Annotated in this window: 16 protein-coding genes and 1 pseudogene; 5 read left to right on the top strand and 12 right to left on the bottom strand. The window is 33.7% G+C overall.

The window, feature by feature from the left end; genetic code table 11:
• Nucleotides 1–373 precede the first annotated feature (373 nt).
• The 3 genes from JR053_RS03480 to JR053_RS03470 all read right to left on the bottom strand — a co-directional run bounded on the left by JR053_RS03480 (nt 374) and on the right by JR053_RS03470 (nt 3,194).
• The gene (locus JR053_RS03480) at nt 374–877 is read right to left on the bottom strand and encodes a protein-disulfide reductase DsbD domain-containing protein (RefSeq protein ID WP_029237594.1); all 504 of its coding nucleotides are present in this window, start codon (nt 875–877) and stop codon (nt 374–376) included.
• Nucleotides 878–1,164: 287 nt separating this feature from the next.
• On the bottom strand, nt 1,165–2,814 hold the full coding sequence (gene groL, locus JR053_RS03475; RefSeq protein ID WP_010401204.1) for a chaperonin GroEL: 1,650 nt from the start codon (nt 2,812–2,814) through the stop codon (nt 1,165–1,167).
• 89 nt (nt 2,815–2,903) lie between these two features.
• A complete protein-coding gene (locus JR053_RS03470; protein ID WP_007302813.1) occupies nt 2,904–3,194 on the bottom strand; it encodes a co-chaperone GroES in 291 nt (96 codons plus the stop codon).
• A gap of 113 nt (nt 3,195–3,307) precedes the next feature.
• Between JR053_RS03470 and ygfZ the strand changes: the two genes are divergently transcribed.
• From ygfZ to JR053_RS03455, 3 genes are all read left to right on the top strand, one after another.
• Complete coding sequence (gene ygfZ, locus JR053_RS03465; RefSeq protein WP_006012580.1) at nt 3,308–4,105, top strand: CAF17-like 4Fe-4S cluster assembly/insertion protein YgfZ; 798 nt, start codon at nt 3,308–3,310, stop codon at nt 4,103–4,105.
• A 118-nt stretch (nt 4,106–4,223) separates the two neighbouring features.
• Entirely contained in the window at nt 4,224–4,382 is a 159-nt protein-coding gene (locus JR053_RS03460) for a hypothetical protein (RefSeq protein ID WP_416603565.1), read from the top strand.
• 20 nt (nt 4,383–4,402) lie between these two features.
• Nucleotides 4,403–4,945 (top strand): ankyrin repeat domain-containing protein, encoded by a 543-nt coding sequence (locus JR053_RS03455; protein WP_416603568.1) that lies wholly within the window; start codon nt 4,403–4,405, stop codon nt 4,943–4,945.
• A 1,042-nt stretch (nt 4,946–5,987) separates the two neighbouring features.
• Here JR053_RS03455 and JR053_RS03450 read toward each other — a convergent pair.
• The 3 genes from JR053_RS03450 to JR053_RS03440 all read right to left on the bottom strand — a co-directional run bounded on the left by JR053_RS03450 (nt 5,988) and on the right by JR053_RS03440 (nt 7,614).
• Nucleotides 5,988–6,215 carry a hypothetical protein gene (locus JR053_RS03450; protein ID WP_416603563.1) on the bottom strand — a complete coding sequence of 76 codons (228 nt, stop codon included), beginning with the start codon at nt 6,213–6,215 and terminating at the stop codon, nt 5,988–5,990.
• Nucleotides 6,216–6,319: 104 nt separating this feature from the next.
• Complete coding sequence (locus JR053_RS03445; protein ID WP_006013955.1) at nt 6,320–6,493, bottom strand: ankyrin repeat domain-containing protein; 174 nt, start codon at nt 6,491–6,493, stop codon at nt 6,320–6,322.
• A gap of 131 nt (nt 6,494–6,624) precedes the next feature.
• A complete protein-coding gene (locus tag JR053_RS03440) occupies nt 6,625–7,614 on the bottom strand; it encodes a ribonucleotide-diphosphate reductase subunit beta (RefSeq protein WP_006013958.1) in 990 nt (329 codons plus the stop codon).
• 129 nt (nt 7,615–7,743) lie between these two features.
• Between JR053_RS03440 and JR053_RS03435 the strand changes: the two genes are divergently transcribed.
• Nucleotides 7,744–8,082, top strand: a complete 339-nt coding sequence (locus JR053_RS03435; RefSeq protein ID WP_029237605.1) for an outer membrane protein assembly factor BamE — start codon at nt 7,744–7,746, stop codon at nt 8,080–8,082.
• A gap of 52 nt (nt 8,083–8,134) precedes the next feature.
• Here JR053_RS03435 and JR053_RS03430 read toward each other — a convergent pair whose 3' ends face one another.
• Nucleotides 8,135–8,662 carry a hypothetical protein gene (locus JR053_RS03430; RefSeq protein WP_010401890.1) on the bottom strand — a complete coding sequence of 176 codons (528 nt, stop codon included), beginning with the start codon at nt 8,660–8,662 and terminating at the stop codon, nt 8,135–8,137.
• Between the two features lie 196 nt (nt 8,663–8,858).
• On the opposite strand from JR053_RS03430, the gene recO reads away from it, so the two are divergent.
• Nucleotides 8,859–9,587, top strand: coding sequence for a DNA repair protein RecO (recO, locus tag JR053_RS03425; RefSeq protein WP_007302913.1), 729 nt, complete (start codon nt 8,859–8,861; stop codon nt 9,585–9,587).
• Nucleotides 9,588–9,609: 22 nt separating this feature from the next.
• Here recO and JR053_RS03420 read toward each other — a convergent pair whose 3' ends face one another.
• The 5 genes and pseudogenes from JR053_RS03420 to JR053_RS03400 form a co-directional block, all read right to left on the bottom strand.
• Nucleotides 9,610–10,986 carry a PleD family two-component system response regulator gene (locus JR053_RS03420; RefSeq protein WP_010401888.1) on the bottom strand — a complete coding sequence of 459 codons (1,377 nt, stop codon included), beginning with the start codon at nt 10,984–10,986 and terminating at the stop codon, nt 9,610–9,612.
• The gene (tatB, locus tag JR053_RS03415; protein ID WP_010401887.1) at nt 10,958–11,248 is read right to left on the bottom strand and encodes a Sec-independent protein translocase subunit TatB; all 291 of its coding nucleotides are present in this window, start codon (nt 11,246–11,248) and stop codon (nt 10,958–10,960) included. Before tatB ends, JR053_RS03420 begins: the two co-directional genes overlap by 29 nt.
• A 5-nt stretch (nt 11,249–11,253) precedes the next feature.
• A complete protein-coding gene (locus JR053_RS03410; protein WP_010401886.1) occupies nt 11,254–15,924 on the bottom strand; it encodes an NAD-glutamate dehydrogenase in 4,671 nt (1,556 codons plus the stop codon).
• A 27-nt stretch (nt 15,925–15,951) separates the two neighbouring features.
• A complete protein-coding gene (clpB, locus tag JR053_RS03405; RefSeq protein ID WP_010401885.1) occupies nt 15,952–18,513 on the bottom strand; it encodes an ATP-dependent chaperone ClpB in 2,562 nt (853 codons plus the stop codon).
• A gap of 397 nt (nt 18,514–18,910) precedes the next feature.
• Nucleotides 18,911–19,098, bottom strand: a pseudogene (locus JR053_RS03400) (IS6 family transposase); the annotation flags it as partial.

Below are 19,098 nucleotides of genomic sequence, written 5' to 3'. Positions count from 1 at the left end.
CAAACCTTTTTTGATAGTATGCATATTGCTTATCAGAAAAATATTGATAGCATTAAACAGGATGCTGATTTTGGTTTTGACTTTGTTAATTCTTCTGTCAGTTAATTCATGCCTGTCAGATCAAGTCTAAACTATTACAAGAATAAAAGGATTTTATCCTCCAACAAGTGTGGAAAGCATACAAATTACTACAGGAGTTAATAAGCAAGCAGCTCTTTCAAAGTCATAATTTTCGTTATTGATTGAAATGAAGCCTTTTGGGGACCAAAAGGCTTCATGATCGAAATTTTTGGAAAGATCTTTATTGGAAAATTCAGGGACAGGAATAACATTTTTAAGCTATCGTATAACTATCACTTGCTCGCTGGGAGCTCTATTTTTCATACCACTCATTTATGAGTTTATTGATATCAGAATCTATAAAATCCTTTAGTGGTTGACTGGTTTTTATCTCGGCATTTTTAGGGATACACCTATCTTTACATATTGCGTACTTTATATGAAAGTTAATATCAGCGTATTCCTGATTTGGAATGATATTGTTTTTAAAGGGAAATAACACCATATCTTCATATATGTTACTAACAAATGTAACTTCCCCAACTTTATCTTCATGTTCCTTGGGAGTAGGCCAATGAATATCTATATTTGATATGTTACCCTGACAGTCAAAGGAAGTAGGAAGGCCGAAATCTCCAGGGTCTTTGTAATATATATGCCAACCTGGTTTTATTGTAACCTTTATTGCGCCTTCAATGGTAAGGTTTGCTTTATTTACCTTACCATTGAGCAGATCAAATTTTGCAACTTCTTCTTCAGCGCACAATTGAGTGCAAGAAAAAAGTAAAAGTAGGATTGAGTATATACGTATTTTCATAAATACTCTATTTATGAAGAAAATAATTTAAGTTCTATCTATTATAATAAAAATATTATATAAATCATTTGTTAATATAATATTATGCTAATACAAATATAGTAGCAATTATAACTTTCATATATTATTTTTTTATTTTTAAGCAGTTATAATATTAAAGAGACGTAACAAATATAAATAGTAGTGGCTTTGCATAGAAAATCACAAATTTATTTCCTTTATAAATGTAAGACCTTTTAGAACTAGAAAGATACCTTGGAGCAAGTTGCTCCAAGGCTCTTGTTTACTTAGAATCCACCCATTCCGCCCATTGCTCCTGCACCCATAGGTGATGAAGCATTTTCTTCTTTGTTTGGTAGATCAACTATCATAGATTCAGTAGTAATAAGTGCGCTTGCTACAGACACTGCCGTTTCAAAAGCAATACGAACTACTTTTGCCGGATCAATTACACCAGCTGTTGATGCATTAGCGTAGTTCATAGCCTCAACGTTGTATATAAGCTCTTTATCATTCTGATTAATCAAATAGTCAATTATAACAGCAGATTCAAGACCAGCATTTTTAACCAATCTTTTGATTGGAGCACTGAGAACTTTTTTGACAATGTTGATACCTATTTGCTCTTCATCGCTTGAAGCTTTTAGCTTATCAAGAGCAGATGCAGCGTAAAGAAGTGCAACTCCACCACCGGGAACTATACCTTCTTCAATTGCAGCTCTTGTTGCGTGAAGTGCATCTTCAACTCTATCTCTGCGTTCTTTTACTTCTACTTCGGTTGCTCCACCAACTTTGAGCACAGCAACACCCCCTGATAATTTTGCTAAACGTTCTCTTAGCTTTTCTTTATCATAATCAGAGGTTGAAGTTTCAATCTGAGATTTAATCTGCTCAATTCTAGCTTTCACTCTGTCAGAGGTGCTATTTTCGCTGACAATTGTAGTATTGTCTTTAGTGATTTTAACATTTTTGGCAGTACCAAGATCTTCAAGAGTTAAATCTTCCATCTTGATTCCAAGCTCATCTTTTATGACATACTTAGCACCTGTTAAAGCTGCTATGTCTTCGAGCATCTCCTTTCTCCTATCACCAAAACCTGGAGCTTTTACTGCAGCAACTTTTAGACCACGTAATTTGTTGATCACTAAAGTGCTTAATGCTTCACCTTCAACATCTTCTGCAATGATAAACAAAGGTTTACCAGACTTAAAAATAGCCTCAAGAATAGGAAGTAAAGGTTGAATAATATTAAGTTTTTTTTCTGTAATCAGCAAATATGGATCATCAAGCTCCACGCTCATCTTTTCATTATTTGTAACAAAGTATGGAGAGAGATAACCACGGTCAAACTGCATACCAGTTGTATGTTCAACTTCTAATTCTTTTGAACCCTTACTCTCTTCAACAGTGATTACGCCTTCTTTTCCAACTTTTTTAACAGCATCAGCAATGTTATTACCAATAGCTTTATCACCATTTGCAGAAATTATTGCAACTTGTGCAACTTCATCCATTTTCTCTAAAGAAATTGTGCGAGACATTGATGTAATCTCCTTTAATATCACATCTTTTGCCTTCTGTATTCCATTTTTGATACAAATACGATCATTTCCAGCTGCAATTGACTTTGAAGCTTCCATTATCATATTGCTAGTCAGTATTGAGCATGTTGTGGTACCATCACCAACTTTGTCATTACACTGAGAAGCACTTTGAGCAATGGTGCTTACTATCGCAGAGTGTAATGGTTTTTCAGGCTTTATACCTTTCATTACCTTATAGCCATCCTTTGTGACCTCTGGTCCACCATATGGCTTGCTAATTCCTACTGTATTTCCCCTAGGCCCTGCAGTTGCTCCCACCGTTGAGTCAACCATTGCTGCAACTTCACGAAAGGCTTCTTGTAACTGTTCGCCTGATACTACTATGTTAGCCATTTTTATCACTCCTTAAATTAATAAAAAATTTAGAATATTAAAATACATAATGCACTATATAGCGCATTAGTTTAGTAAAATAGGAATACCTACTTGATAACAGCAAGTAGGTCTGACTCCTTCATCACGACATACTTTTCATTATCATGCTCTACTTCTGTTCCAGCCCACTGCCTGTAGAAAACCTTATCACCAGTTTTTACAGTTAAAGCTATACGCTCTCCGCTTGAGTTGCGTGAACCACTACCAATTGCTATAACTTCACCTTTAGTAGGCTTCTTTTCAGCACTTGATGGTAGTACAATTCCACCTTGTTTTTCTTCAGTAATAGGCTTTATTAGCACATTATCATCTAATACATTCAAATTTACACTTGACATTTATGTTTCCTCATTAATAGATTAACCTACAATTCTATGTAGTCATCTAAAGGTTACATTTCAAGGGTTGGAGTTAGTAAAAGTGTATAATTTAAGGTTTGAACAGAAGTTTTATGGGTTACATACCGCTAGCAAACCGTAGTCTAATATCTTTATACGGACCAGATACGAGAGATTTTCTTCAGGGTGTTATAACAAATGATATTAATAAACTAAGTAGCCAGCAGGCAATTTACTCTTTATTACTCAATCCTCAGGGAAAATATCTGTACGATTTTTTCCTCATTGAGCATGATAAATATATTTATTTGGAGTGTGAAAATGCCCATCTACAGCAAATAATTGAAAAATTAGACTTGCTCAAAACTTACCTTAGAGTGAGGATTAAAGACATTAGTTCACTATATAAGGTTGGAGTTTTGTTTGATGCTAAGTTGGCGAAGTGTAGTAGTAAGTCACAAGTTATTTTTCAAGATCCAAGGCACAAGCTGCTAGGAATGAGGATCATACATGAAGATGAAATAAAAGAACCGGTTGGAGATTTTATTCAGTATGAAAAAGTTAGAATTAAAAACCTTGTCCCAGATGGAGCAAAAGATATGGTGCAAAATTCATCATTTCCGCTGCAATATTTAATCGATAAGATAAATGGTATAAGCTTTAATAAAGGGTGCTATATAGGTCAGGAAGTTGTAAATCGAATGAGCAGACAAGAAAAATTCAGAAGGAAACTTTACCTTGTTGAGGGAAAAAATGCACTTCCAAATATTGGCACTAAAGTAATCAGTGAACATAATGAAGAAGTAGGAGAACTACGCTCTAGTGTCGACAATATTGGACTTGCATTGCTTAATACTGGAAAAAGCCACGCAAATTTATATGTCGGTGGAGTTAGCATTAAGACGTTATAAAATATCTATTCGGGTAAAAGCACCTTTTTCTTGTTTGAATGTTTGTGATACTAGTTAAATTCTTGATTTTCTTGCTTAAATGTATAATAATTAAAGTATTAGTGTTTTTATAAATATTATGGCTATTAGAAAAAGAGAGCTTTTATCCTGGTTTAGGGAAAGTGTGTTGAATGATCATAATCTGGATCTATTTAAAAACTTCTTGCAAGAAAAATATAAACATGCATATAAAGAGTGGAAGGAGAAGGAATTTGATTTGGAGATTTTGATTACTTAGAGAAGGAAAAGAAGAAGTTAATACGATATCTATTAGACGAAGGTGCTAATGTTAATGCACTAGATTCTTTTAGAAACACTCCTTTGCACAAGAGTCATGAAAAAGAGGTAACACAAATTTTACTAGATGCAGGTGCTAATGTTAATAAACGAAATTCTTGTGGAAACACTCCTTTGCACGAGAGTTGTTACAAAGAGGTAATACAAATTTTACTAGATGCAGGTGCTAATCCTTTTATAAAGGATCATTATGGAAGGACTGCAAGAGATTGTACCTATGATAAAGAAAGAAAGCAGCTTTTAAAAAAGGCAGAGGATAAATACAAGTATAAGGCAATGAAAGTTGGTAGTGTTTGTGGTGTTGTAGCTGCATTAGCAGTTGGTGGTGGACTTTTTGCTGCTGGTGTTGCATTACCAATACTGGTTTTAGTTGGTATAGTTGTAGCTGCTGCTGTACTCACTGGACTTATTGCTGGTGGTATTACATATGCAGTATCTACTAAGATAGAAAATCCTGACACATCAAGGTCGGCAACAGAACAAGGTTTGCCTCAGCCAAATTAAGTAAAAGGAAGAAAAGACTTCTTCCTTTTCTCCAAGTTTTTTACTTCGTTAGGTACCCTTAATCCTATTCAGGGTACCTAGATCTGATAATAGGTGTAACCCATTGCTCGAACAGAAACAATGTTTTTAGCGTCGTTCTTTAAAGAATGACACTATTTCCATTTGATTAGAAGCCCCTTTTTCTTGTTTTAGTTATTCACAGAATTGTTAATAACTAAGTTGATAACCCAGAGAAATACATATTTTACACATTATGAGTACTTCGGAGATCTATAATAAATATGATCTCCAAATACTAATATATATATAATTGAAAGCAAAAGAACTGTGGATAACTCTAAAAAGTTATATTTATTTTAATATTTTTTAAAAAAAAGAAACAACCATTAAGGGAGCCAAGCTAATACAATTATATAAAAGATTACATATTTGGTTATAATTTTAATATTTTTCTAACAAAAGCCAATAAGGGGGTAGTCTTGGAAAATTTTTCCTAAAAGATAAAATTTTTAAGTGCTTTTGAAGTGATACTTTAGGTATTTTTAAAGTAATACTTTTAAAGTATCAATTGAACATTTTTGAGCATTAATCTGGAGGTTCAACAGGCACTTTTTTATGCTGTTTGAGAAGAGCAAAAATTGAATTTTCTCTTGCTGAAAGCTTGTGTTTCTTATATTTTCCATAATGTATATTATGTAATTTTCAATACTAATAAAACTATTTCCCAATCTTTTAAACAACAACCTATCGAACCTCCGGATTAGTACTTAAAAGGAACTATTAAAGTACCTCTTTAAGTATTAAGAAGCACTTAAAATTTCAACCTTTAGCTCCAATACGACCCTCTATTTGTCTTTTCTTAAAAAGCGTTAAGATATTTATCAATTGAGTAAGTTTTTCTGTAAATATTTCAATCTAATCATACTCTTTTTGATGTCTTTTTTGATCTTTTTCAGAGTTATCCACAGTTTTTTTATTCTCAATTATATATAAAAAATTTGGAGAAAAGAGGAAGAAGTCTCTTCTTCCTTTTTTTACTTAACTACACTACCATACTTGCCGCTGTACTAGCTTTTTGTTCTGCATCAACGCTATCTAGCTTCTCACTAGGAACCTGCTTTGACATTGCATATGTAATACCAAAAACAACAAACCCTATTGCTATAGCAACAGCTGCGCCAATAAAAGCCGATAAAAGACCAGCAGCAGCAAAAAGTCCATTACCAACTCCCACTCCAGCCGTAATACCAACAATAGCACCAAATTTCATTGCTTTATTGCTTGTATTTATCTTCTGCCTTTTTTAAAAGCTGCTTTGATTCATCACGGGCATGTTTTCTTGCAGTCATTCCATAATGATCCTTTATAAAAAGATTAGCACCTGCATCTAAGTAAAATTTGTGTTACCTCTTTGTCATGACTATTGTGCAAAGGAGTTTTTCCAAAAGAATCTCGTGCATTAACATTAGCACCTTTGTCTAATAGATATCGTATTAACTTCTTCTTCTCCTCCTCTAAGCAATCAAAATCTCCAACTATTACATGCAATAATGTAACTTTATATCTATACTCTCTTTTCTCTAAGCTAAATAGATGATTTATATCAAATTCTTCCTCCTTCCACCTTTGATATGTATCGCAAGCTTCCGTTGAAACGATAAAAAAGGGTGAAGTTACTGCTATTCACTTTTTGTATCGTTTTTAGCAAAAGCTTCCTCCCAAGTGCCTTGAGTTGCTGCACGGCTATACTCTGTTACTCTATTTTCAAAGAAATTTGTATGTTCCACGCCATTTAGTATTTCATCAAGCCACGGAATAGGGTTATCTTTAACATTATATATAGATTTAAGACCTAATTGCGTTAACCTTCTGTTTGCTATGTAACGTATATAATTGCGCACTTCCTCTGCAGATAGCCCTTCAACATCTCCTAAATCAAAAGCAAGACTTATAAATTCATCTTCAAGTTCAACAATAGTGCGACATGCAGAATATAATTCTTCTTTGAACTCGTCATTCCAAATTTCATTATTCTCTTTAATAAACGTATTGAACAAATTGATAATTGAATTGGTGTGCAAGGTTTCGTCACGTGCTGACCAAGCAATTATTTGCCCCATACCTTTCATTTTTCCAAACCGTTGAAAATTGAGCAAAATTGCAAATGATGCAAATAACTGCAATCCTTCAGTGAAGGCACCAAATACTGCTAAAGTTTTAGCAACATGTTTTTTATCGTGCTTTTTACTTTCCTCAAATTCTAACATGTATTCATACTTCTTTCTCATAGCATCATATTTTAAGAATGCTTGATATTCACTTTCTGGCATGCCAATCGTATCTAGAAGGTATGAATAGGCTGCAATGTGTATAGTCTCCATATTGGAAAAGCTTGCAAGCATCATACATATTTCTGTTGGCTTAAATATATTTGAATAATGCCTCATATAGCAATTATTTACTTCAATATCTGCTTGAGTAAAAAACCTAAAAATCTGGGTCAATAAATTTTTCTCTACATTAGAAAGTTTAGTTTTCCAATCTTTCACATCATCAGCAAGCGGAACTTCTTCAGGTATCCAGTGTATCCTTTGTTGCTGCAACCATGCATCATATGCCCAAGGATAATTAAAAGGCTTGTATATTGGATCTGCTTCTAGCAATGACATAAGGTACCTAATTATTTTGAAGTAAATATTATATTAAATGATATTGAGAATCAGTCAATTTAACTTTTTTGAAATTTGACGACAGATAGTTTATCAGTGTATTATGATTTCAAATAACTAATTGACAAAATGCGAGTATTAATATTTTCTGTTTTGCTGTTTTCAGTAGGCTGCATGCACACTATCTATAATCACGGAGTTCCTGGCATTAATGTTGAACTGTGGAGCAAAATAAAAGTAGGTGATGATAGAGAAAAAGTGGTTCATACTTTAGGATTGCCAACATTAGTATCAAAGTTCGACGAAAATGTTTGGTACTATGTCTCATATAAAATTAAACAAGCTAACTTCTTGGGAAAAAGGAAGTACAGTAGTAAGTCTCTGCAAATTTCGTTTAATCAGAATGACGAAGTTACAGATATAAGAGAAATCAACGTTGCAGAAAGGTCTTTAGCTGTTGTTGATTGAAAATTTGCTGATCTATTTTTCATCACAAGTAACTAATTCAGGTAACGTAAATTCACCTATTTAGAATAAAATCTAACGTGACTTCGCGCCAAATGTGATGATGCTCAGCAGGTAAGCCAATTAACGGGCTACATTTATACACTGCACGCATTGCATTATCTGCTGCTGATCTAAAAAGAGGATTATTTTGATAAGAACTACTATCTGCTACGTTGGCTACAACGATCTCGCCTTTACTGGATAATAATAAGTTAATTTTTATACTAAAATTTTCTTTATAAACTATGCCCTCAGGAATGCTCCAACACTCTGTCAGTTTATCCCTTATAGAATTAATAATTTCTGTTACAGCCAATTCATCATCTTTGTTCTCAATATTTTTCTTATCTCTTATTTCATTTTTCACCTCTTTGATGTCTTCTCTTAGTTTTCTTTCTACACCCTTTTTTCTTTTGGGAATTGGAATACCCTCATCAATTTCCTGTATTTCAATAATTTGCCTCGGTTGTACTAACTCAACTAATTCTTTTTTTCTTTGTGGTATAGGAATAACTGATGAATCATTCGTTTGGGCTTTCATTGAAAAAAGCAAAAAACAACATAGAGACAAAAGAAGAATATAATTAAAATAGAGAGGGCGCATATGTTAAGCAGCTTGTTTTACTGGTTTAAAGCTAATATTGCACATAAAGTCAATATATTTCAGTTGACTTAAACTCAAATTTGCTACACTAATTTTATTATCTCTATAATATCATATGGTCAATATACTCTAAATGAGATGGAAAGATGAAGGTGTTATTATAGCTGTTAAAAAATACGGTGATAAAAATTTAATTCTTTCTCTATTTACAAAAAATCATGGAAAGTGCAGAGGATTAACTAGGTTAACAAACAATAGCAATTATAAGTTTCAAATAAGTAATCTATTACATGCAGAATGGAGTGCTAAGCTACCTGAAAATCTAGGTTTTTTAAAGTGCGAATTGATTGAATCTCCATTTCATCATTTCTTTCAAGATAGGTTAAAAAGCATTGCTATTGTTTCTTTCTCGTCTATATTAGAAAAAGTGCTTCCAGAAAGTGAATCCTGCATCAAGTTGTATGATAATTTTAGACACTTCATCGATGTAATAAAACATAATAGCCAGTTTTGGCAAAGTCATTACCTTAACTTAGAGCTTCTGCTTCTTACGCAACTTGGATTTAAGTTAGACCTATCAAAATGTGCTGTAACAGGTGTGAAAGAAAATCTACAATTTATTTCTCCAAAAACTGGTAGAGCAGTGTCAAAAAAAGTAGGTGACTGTTATGCAGATAAATTACTACCTTTTCCACAGATGTTGCATGATGTATACAATAACAACCTACAAAATAGCTACTCATATCAAGAATTCAGACTAGGGTTAAAAATTACAGGGTATTTTTTAAATAAATATCTATTTCTGCAGTTAAATGCGAAATTTCCGGAGTTGAGAAATTTTATGCTATCATTTGAATCTTAGTTACTACTTATTTAAAAGAACTTCAACCAGTAACCACTCTATTTCTACCACTGTTTTTTGCTTTATATAAATATTTGTCAGCACGTACTATAAATTTTTTAACATCATCAAGGTCAGATCTTTGCATTGCTGAAATTCCAATGCTCACAGTTAAATTATGGGTTGTATTTTTATCCACAAGTATAAAAGGTTCTTTGGCAATAATTTTCCTTATTCTCTCTGCAATAGTATACGCATCTGATACATTGGTATCTGGCATTACAACAACAAATTCCTCACCACCAAACCTAGCTAATAAATCTGTCACTCTGATATTTTCAGAAATTCTTTTCTGTATTTCCTTTAAAAGTTCATCTCCAGCATTATGCCCAAAGTTATCATTCACCATCTTAAAATAATCTATATCAAGTATCATAAGAGATAAACTTCTATCTTTTTCCACAGAATCCTTAACAATATTTCTTAAGTGTGCATCAAAATATCTTCTATTATAACAGTTAGTTAATGGATCCTTTATAGACATTTCCACATTATTAAATAAATTCATTCTCAAGGCATCTTGATACCTTTTGCGTTTCACTTGCAAATTAACCCTAGCTATTAATTCACTCTCATCTAAAGGTACTGTTAAATAATCATTAGCACCTACATCAAGTGCCTTTACTAAATTGCTTTTATCATAATCTTCAGAAAGGATCAGAATTGGTGTATAACGTGTTTCTACTTTACTACGAAACTTAGAACACAACCGTAGGCCGTCAGTTTTTGAAAACTGCATGTCAGAAATAATCAGGTCGTAATTATCCTTAATACCAACCTTTAATGCTTCTTTTGGATCGTGCAGTATTTTAATTGATCTGAAGCGTTGCTTTAGAACATTGTGTATCTGCTCTGCTTGAAAGGTGTCCTCATCTACAACAAGTATGTTAGCATCAAAAATCTGATTAGAATAATCCATAATACTGCTTTCTGCTACTCCACCAATCTCAGCATTAGTTTCTCCTCTCAAGCACAACTCATCTATTATCATCTTTAAGCGCACAAGAGACTTAATTCTTGCAGATAAAGCAGTTTCATCTATCGGCTTAGTTAGAAAGTCATCCGCACCAGCATTAATTCCTTCCACTCTATCATGAGTGTCATGCAGCGCAGTTACCATAATTATTGGAATATAAGTCGTTAAGGGATCATTCTTTAGCTTCTTACAAACCTCAAAACCACTCATTTTTGGCATCATGACATCAAGTAAGATAATATCTGGCTGCTGTTCCGCTACTAAATCTATCGCCTCCTCGCCATCATAAGCTACAATAACTGTATAGTACTCTGCTTTTAGCTGAGCCTCCAAAAGCTTAACATTAGATGGTATATCATCTACTACTAGGATTTTTGCTGTCATTTTTTGTACTATCTACATTGTAAGTAGGATAAAGCTTGCCATCTTCACCAATTATGTAATTGACTTTTTCAACGTTATGCTCTTCATATAATTCTTTAATTCCGGTATCCTTCAACAATTTCCTAACTCTTGATTTTACAACCCAGAAATACCTATATATATTTTTAATAAGATTAAGAAATACAGGTACTTTACTTTTATCAAGAACAATTATACTCACTAAAGCTACAACTAAAACTTCTGACAGACCTATATTAAACATTTTTCCTATGAAGCAAGTATTTTAACTCTTCTGATTATGAGTATTAATTTACTTAAATCAAGTTTATAAGCGACCATCTCATCTAAAAAGCTATTGTAGCACTCTATATAATCCTTATCATTAATAGCCCAAGTTTGAACCTTGTCTACATGATTATCAGTAGCTTTTATAACTTTAACAGCTAGCTTATGTTGATAATTGCTTAAATCATCTAATAAATCATTAATTAAGCTGCGATCCCAATAGGAAGAATGGCTTTTCATCTTGCCAGCAACTGTTCTAATCATATCAAATCTTAGCAGCGACTTTAATTCAAAGTATATTCTACCAGCCTCAAGGATGGACAAAGATGTCTGCTCAGCAACAGATATAACGTCCAGCGCATAAATAAGAATACGTAGATCAGCAACCCTTTTTGCTAGATCTTTATTTATGTTAAGCTCTAACAAAGAAGCTAATCCATGATTATAGACCTCTAATAGGTGCTCATCTAAAATATCATGGCCTAAAGTTTCAATTGCACCCCTAAATTTTGTAACACCATCTAGTTCTACAAGATTAAGCTTACCAAGATTTTTTACTAACCAAAATGATACCCTACCAATAAATTTTTGCACACTTCTCACTACTTGCAAATATGAATCAACATCAATTTTTCCATCCAATTCATCAATTTTCTGCCAAAGGCTACTTAAATTATATAGGTGATTAACAACGATATATATGTTAACTGCTTCATGTACTTTAATTCCAGTACTCTCAACCAAATTATTAATAAATATACAGCCCATCCTATTTACTACATCGTTTGTAATGCAAGTAGAAATAATTTCCCTACAAAGTTGGTGTTTCAATATGGAATCCTTGAACTCTGTTACCATCCTTTGTGGAAAGTAATTTAGTAAGTAATCACGGCACAAAAAATCTTTTTCAGGTAGCTCAGAGTGTATAACTTCATTTTTTATTGCTGTTCTTGCATAAGACATCAGAACAGAAAGCTGAGGAGAACAGAAACCTTCTCCATCAGTTAACATTCTTGCTACCTCTTCTTCAGCTGGAAGAAATTCTACATCTCGGTTTAGCAGCCCAAATTTCTCTAAACTGAGTAATAATTTATGGTGCTGCTCCAACTTTTCTTTAGCTTGCAAGCACTCAAGAAGCAATGCTTTTGTTTCAATCCTGTTATGGTTTTCAAGTACCTTAGATGCAACTTCATCTATCATGCTAGCCAGTATTTCATTCCTTTTTTCCAAGGAAATTCCCCCTTCTTTCATAATTGCAACAAAAGCAATCTTGATGTTAACTTCAAGATCAGAACATATTACTCCTGCTGAATTATCAATAAAATCTGCATTGATATACCCACCTATTTTAGCGTATTCTACCCTTCCAAGCTGCGTGCAACCAAGGTTGCCACCCTCTATAAACATAGAAGCTCTAATATCATGACCGTTTACTCTTAATTCATCATTTGCTTTATCGCCAACCATGCCATGGCTTTCACTTTTTGCCTTAACAAAGGTGCCAATTCCTCCATTCCATATGAAATCCACTTTTGCCTTGAGCAAATATCGAATCAAATCATTTGGAGATAATGTATCTTCCGTTATATCAAAGCACTTTTTCATTTCTTGAGAAATTTCTACTTGTTTGCTACTACGTTCAAATACCCCGCCACCATGAGAAATCAAATCTCTATTGTAATCCATCCAAGTGGAAAACGGTAATTCAAAGAGCCGTTTACGCTCCACGAAACTCTTTTCCGCATCAGGATTTGGATCAACAAAAATATGCATATGATTAAATGCTCCAATTAAACTCATATTTCTTGAAAGCAGCATGCCGTTCCCAAATAGATCGCCAGCCATATCTCCAATTCCAATAACAGTTGTATCCTGGTAAATATCCTTATTCATTCTCCAAAAATGGCGTTGTGCTGCAATCCATGCACCTCTTGCTGTAATACCCATCTTTTTGTGGTCATAACCTGCTGATCCACCAGATGCAAATGCATCTTCGAGCCAAAAGTTACATTCAGAGGATATTTCGTTTGCATAATCAGAAAATGAAGCAGTGCCTTTATCTGCTGCAACTACCAAATATGGATCATCTTCGTCATACCTAATCACATTTTCTGGTGGAGTTATTTTGCCATCAACTACATTATCAGTAATATCAAGCATTCCTCTGATGAAATTCTTATAGCATTCAACACCTTTCTCCCTTAAAATGTTTTTGTCTTTATAAACTTGCTTTATTACAAACCCACCCTTTGCGCCAACAGGTACAATGACCGCATTTTTTGTCATCTGGGCTTTCATGAGTCCCAAAACTTCAGTGCGAAAATCTTCCGTTCTATCCGACCATCTCAAACCACCACGAGCCAACTTCCCTCCTCTTAGATGTATTCCCTCAAAAAGGTTTGAATAAACATACAATTCACGGTATGGGCGCGGGTCAGGTAAACCATTTATTTTACTTGAATCAAATTTGATAGATAAGTATGGCTTATCATCTTGATAATAACTGGTTCTCAAAATTGCCATTATCAAGTTAAATATCGAACGCAAAACGTAATCATGTGAAACGTTGCTGATCTCTTTTAGTAGTTCTTCAATTTTTTCTATCAAAATGCTAGTAGTTTCTGCCCTATCAATATCTATTTTAGTATCAAATCTTGAATGAAATAATTCTACTAAATACCTTACTACTTTTGGATACTCTGATACTACTTTCTGGATATATTCTGGGTTATAGCTAAATGATGTCTGCTTTAGGTAGGCGCTTAGCGCTCTAATCAGAAGCACTTCCTTCCACTCGAGCCCAGCAATAATGATCAAGCTGTTAAAATAGTCATTTTTTATTTCCTTGCTGAACACTTTTACAAGTGTTACCTCAAACTGCTCTTTTAAAGTAATGTTGTCTATTAATTCATCAACTCTTGACAACACAAAATGATGTATCCATATTCCACCGTTGATTTCTATATAATAACCATTATGAGATAGAATCTTAGCCCCTAAATTCTTAGTAACCTTTAATATCTTTGACAATTCAAGGCCTCCGTTGCTTGGAGTGTAAACCTTCAATTGATAGTTGAGATTGTCACGAGTAAGCCTCAAATCAACTTCGCTGACTTTTTTCTTTCTCACTATCTCCAATTTTTTCATATCATAATACGCATCATGAGGTTCAAAATTCTCTTGATAACTTATCGGAAATGCCTTGCAATAGCGGATAAATATATCCTCAACAGTGCTAAAAGTATTATATAAATTGTCTATAAAACGATCTTCCCACTTTTCTGTAATGTTTCTTAACTTGTTTTCGATACGCAAAACTTCATCATCAAAAATGCTAGCGCTTTTGGTTCTTAGCACCACGTGTAATTTCATCAAATCATATTCATTGATAATGTGATTGTTATAAATATCTGAACTTTCTGCATTCGTTTCATCTTTCAATATATCGCGTATCTTAAACATTAGTCTTGCACTAGCATAACGCATCGGTATCAATACTATGCAACTAATAAAGTTCCCTACCTTTCTCAAAAATAATTTGACTCTTGGTCTAATCGCAAGAGACATGATCGAGGTGCAAATTTCAAATAACTCGTCTTCATTTGATTGGAATAATTCGTCACAAGAAAATGCCTGTAAAATGGAAATTAAAGCTTTATTGTTATGGCCACCAGGAACAAATCCTGCCTTTTTTTCTATTGTTGTAACCTTATCCTTTATTACCGGAATAGTTCGAATATCTTGCACTTCTGCTATAGAAGTAAATAGCCCAAAAAAATGCTGTTCCCTTATTACATCACCCTGATCATTAAATTCTTTCACTCCTATACAATTCATATAGGTACGCCGATGAACTATTGAGATTAGGTCTGATCTTAGTATGTATAAAGAATTCAAGCTTTCAGAAAAAATTGATGAATTTTGGTACTCTTCACTTGCTCTCATTAACCCGAGGCTCTCCTTACCACTTAGAGCAAGCTTTCCTTCTTTATTAGTAATGTATTCTTGATAACCTAAAAATACAAAATTGTTATTTTTCAACCAAGCTAGAAAATCTCTGCCTCCAGCATCCAATGCCGGATGCTCAAGAAGCTTCTTGAGCATCAATTGCCAGTCCTTTACAACGCAGTTAACTGCTTTTAGCGTCTTTCGTAGAGATTCTTCTAGTGTATCAACAAAGCTACCACTTATGCCTTTAATAATTACATATATTACTGACTCTTTGATTCCATTACTTTCTTCCAAAAGATGAATTTTATCTATTAGGCTATTTTTTCTTTGAACATTAATTATGCTGTTACTATAATAGCATATAGTTAAACCGTGTGACTTAATAGTGGAAATGACAGAATCCACTAAAAAGGGCATGTCATAATTTGTGATTTTAATTGTAGTGAAATTGCCTTCTATTCCTGAAATATCATTTACATTACTTACTGCCAATTTACTTTCTTCTTTTTCTTTTTTAAGAATGAAGTTGTATGCATCTTCTGCAATGTATAAAAGAAATTTATCGTTGACTTTTAGGTCACTATTATAAACAAAATTATAAAAGTACTGTATAAACTCTTTAATTTTTTCTTTCTCTTTTTTATTCCCTTGATCAACTAGCTTAAATAAAGACTCAACATTAACATTATGATTTATACACATTTTTCAAAACAAAAATACACAGCGAATCTAGATCTTTTTAACTAAGATTTCGTTACCAGAAGTATACACTATTAGCTCATCTCCTTCTACTATTTCCCCCGATAAAACTAACTTAGCTAGATTATTTTGAATGCATTCTTGTATTACCCTTTTCAGAGGCCGCGCTCCATATTCAGGGTCATATCCAGTTTGTGCTATTAGTTCTTTAGCTTCTTGCGATAAACTAATACTCAGTTTACGCTTAGCAAGCATCTTTTGTAAATAAGAGAATTGAACATCTATAATTTTATCAATGTCATCTTTGGTTAAGCTGTGGAATATAATAATTTCATCCAGTCTATTTAAAAATTCTGGACGAAACGCTGACTTAACTATTTTCATCACCTCATCTTTCACAGATTCGGTAGCTCCTCTTAGCATCACCTCAGCACCAAGGTTAGAAGTTAGAATCAGTATGGTATTGCGAAAATCAATCAATTTACCGTGGCTATCGGTGAGCCTGCCTTCATCCAAGATCTGCAGCAATATATTAAATATATCTGGATTTGCCTTTTCTATCTCATCAAACAAAATTACCTGATATGGTCTTCTCCTTACTGCCTCAGTTAACCTGCCACCTTGTTCATAGCCAACATATCCTGGAGGCGCACCAATTAACTTTGAAACGGAGTGTTTTTCCATATATTCTGACATATCAAAGCGTAGAAGTGCTGATTGATCATCAAACAAAAATTCGGCAAGGGATTTTGCCAACTCTGTTTTTCCAACTCCGGTTGGACCTAAGAATAAAAATGAACCAAAAGGTCGATTAGTATCCTGAACACCAGAGCGGGAGCGCCTTACTGCATTACTTATCGCTTCAATTGCATCTCTCTGCCCTATTACTCTTTTTCCTATTTCATTTTCCATGTTAAGGAGCTTTTCCTTTTCACTATGTATCATGTTATCAACTGGAATGCCTGTCCATTTTGAAACAATATTTGCAATATCACTCTCAGTAACTTCTTTCTTTAGGAAACTATCAGTAACTTTTTCCTGATTTTTTAACTCATTTTCAAGTTGAGGAATCACACCATACATCAATTCCCCTGCCCTTCCTAAATTTCCATTACGCTGAGCCAGTTCCAACTCTTTTCTCGAGTTATCCAATTTTTCAGCTGTTTCTTGTATTTTAGCTATCTTATTCTTTTCCATCTGCCATTTACTGCTTAAGTCAGCAAATTTACTGTTTAGACTCTCAATTTCCTCATTTATCTTTTTTAAACGTTGCTTAGAGTTTTCATCACTTTCTTTTTTCAAAGCCTCTGATTCAATTTTTAGTTGTATAATCTTTCTCTCAAGTTCGTCAATAACCTCAGGTTTGCTATCCATCTCAATTCTTACTCTGCTTGCTGCCTCATCAATTAAATCAATCGCTTTATCAGGTAAAAATCTATCTGTTATATATCTATTAGAAAGCGTTGCAGCAGCAATTATTGCACCATCTGTGATTCTAATACCATGATGCACCTCATATCTCTCCTTCAAACCTCTCAGTATTGAAATAGTATCAGTTTCAGTTGGTTGAGAAATAAACACAGGCTGAAAACGCCTTGCAAGCGCAGGATCTTTCTCTATATGTTGACGATACTCATCTAAAGTTGTAGCTCCTATACAGCGAATTTCTCCACGCGCAAGAGCAGGCTTTAGCAAATTTGAAGCGTCCATTGCACCACTTGTTGCTCCTGCTCCAACTAAAGTATGAAGCTCATCTATAAATAAGATAACTTTCCCCTCTGCTTTTGAAATATCATTGATTACTGCTTTTAATCTTTCTTCGAATTCTCCTCTGAATTTTGTTCCAGCAATTAACGCACCTAGATCCAAAGCTAAAACTTTTGCATCACGCAAACCAAGTGGTACATCATTTGCAACAATTCTGTTTGCTAAACCTTCAACTATTGCAGTTTTTCCAACACCAGGTTCACCTATCAGTACTGGATTATTTTTTGTTCGCCTCAACGATACCTGCATAGTTCTTCTGATTTCCTCATCACGACCAATTACAGGATCAAGCTTACCTTGCATAGCAAGCTCTGTAATATCTTTTGTATACCTCTTTGCCGCATTTAATTTTTCCTCGCCATTTGGAGAGTCTGCACTGCCACCTTTTCTCATTTCTGCAATAACTGAATTTAATTTTTGCGGTGTTACACCACCTTCTGCTAAAATTTTACCTACAATTTCATCTTTTTGTGCAGCAAGGCCCTGCAGTAACCGCTCAACAGTAACAAATGTGTCTTTATTTCTCCTCGCAATACCAATTGAATCATCAAAAACTTTTGCTACCTCTCTTGAAAGCTGAAGTCCACCACTACCTGGTCCTCCAACCACTGGAAACTTTTTAATTGCACTACTCACAGCATCAGAAATATTCTGAACATTTCCACCACAAGCGCCTATCAAATCCTGAACTAAACCTGACTCATCTTCAAGCATTACTTTAAGTAAATGTTCAGGCATAAAAATCTGATGCCCAGCTCCCAATGCTTTCATTTGAGCGCTCTGGATTAGGCTTTTTGCTTTTTCGGTAAATTTATTCAAGTCCATAATACAAATTTAACTCATACTTGCTGGTATATATAACAACTACTTTCTCAATTTTAAACTTAAAGTCATTCATCAATAAAAATTTTCTAAGTTCATACAAAACAAGAAAAAGCAGATTCTCTACAAAAGAGAAAACTTATATTAAAATATTAATTTATTTTAAAACTAAACTAATGTTAAGATATAAAGCATATAGCTTAATTTTTTTATAAAAGAGCAATGAATATCAATGATTTTAACATAAAGAACTTAACAACAATTTCTATAGTACAAGAAATAAAGAATGGCGTTAGGCTTGTTCCAGACATAATCAAACCTGGAATACAGGGTATATTTTAGGTTCTGTCGCATCTATAAACCATAGGAAAAAAGATCATTAAAGGTGGGATTATAGGAGTTATGAAGCCATTAACATAGCAAAATTCTCAAAAGTAGAAACATTATTTTAATAATTTGTCTTTTTTGAATCATACGAATATTTTCTATGCCTGTGATGGTAATCTTTGCGGAATGGAAGCTTTTAAACCCAAGCATTGGCTTTATTAGTTTTTTGATAAATCTATCAACAATATTATTTAGATATTT

Source organism: Wolbachia endosymbiont of Nasonia vitripennis, assembly GCF_048054115.1.
Classification (GTDB): Bacteria; Pseudomonadota; Alphaproteobacteria; order Rickettsiales; family Anaplasmataceae; genus Wolbachia.
The sequence above is the reverse complement of the archived record's forward strand: the minus strand, read 5'-3'. Positions and strand labels throughout refer to the sequence as shown.

What these genes read in the sequence shown, in the direction of transcription:
- recO (WP_007302913.1), top strand. Translation starts at nt 8,859, where the DNA reads ATGAGATGGAAAGATGAAGGTGTTATTATAGCTGTTAAAAAATACGGT.
- groL (WP_010401204.1), bottom strand. Translation starts at nt 2,814, where the DNA reads ATGGCTAACATAGTAGTATCAGGCGAACAGTTACAAGAAGCCTTTCGT.
- JR053_RS03470 (WP_007302813.1), bottom strand. Translation starts at nt 3,194, where the DNA reads ATGTCAAGTGTAAATTTGAATGTATTAGATGATAATGTGCTAATAAAG.
- clpB (WP_010401885.1), bottom strand. Translation starts at nt 18,513, where the DNA reads ATGGACTTGAATAAATTTACCGAAAAAGCAAAAAGCCTAATCCAGAGC.
- JR053_RS03440 (WP_006013958.1), bottom strand. Translation starts at nt 7,614, where the DNA reads ATGTCATTGCTAGAAGCAGATCCAATATACAAGCCTTTTAATTATCCT.
- JR053_RS03420 (WP_010401888.1), bottom strand. Translation starts at nt 10,986, where the DNA reads ATGACAGCAAAAATCCTAGTAGTAGATGATATACCATCTAATGTTAAG.
- JR053_RS03410 (WP_010401886.1), bottom strand. Translation starts at nt 15,924, where the DNA reads ATGTGTATAAATCATAATGTTAATGTTGAGTCTTTATTTAAGCTAGTT.
- JR053_RS03430 (WP_010401890.1), bottom strand. Translation starts at nt 8,662, where the DNA reads ATGAAAGCCCAAACGAATGATTCATCAGTTATTCCTATACCACAAAGA.
- JR053_RS03450 (WP_416603563.1), bottom strand. Translation starts at nt 6,215, where the DNA reads ATGAAATTTGGTGCTATTGTTGGTATTACGGCTGGAGTGGGAGTTGGT.
- JR053_RS03480 (WP_029237594.1), bottom strand. Translation starts at nt 877, where the DNA reads ATGAAAATACGTATATACTCAATCCTACTTTTACTTTTTTCTTGCACT.
- tatB (WP_010401887.1), bottom strand. Translation starts at nt 11,248, where the DNA reads ATGTTTAATATAGGTCTGTCAGAAGTTTTAGTTGTAGCTTTAGTGAGT.
- ygfZ (WP_006012580.1), top strand. Translation starts at nt 3,308, where the DNA reads ATGGGTTACATACCGCTAGCAAACCGTAGTCTAATATCTTTATACGGA.
- JR053_RS03460 (WP_416603565.1), top strand. Translation starts at nt 4,224, where the DNA reads ATGGCTATTAGAAAAAGAGAGCTTTTATCCTGGTTTAGGGAAAGTGTG.
- JR053_RS03435 (WP_029237605.1), top strand. Translation starts at nt 7,744, where the DNA reads ATGCGAGTATTAATATTTTCTGTTTTGCTGTTTTCAGTAGGCTGCATG.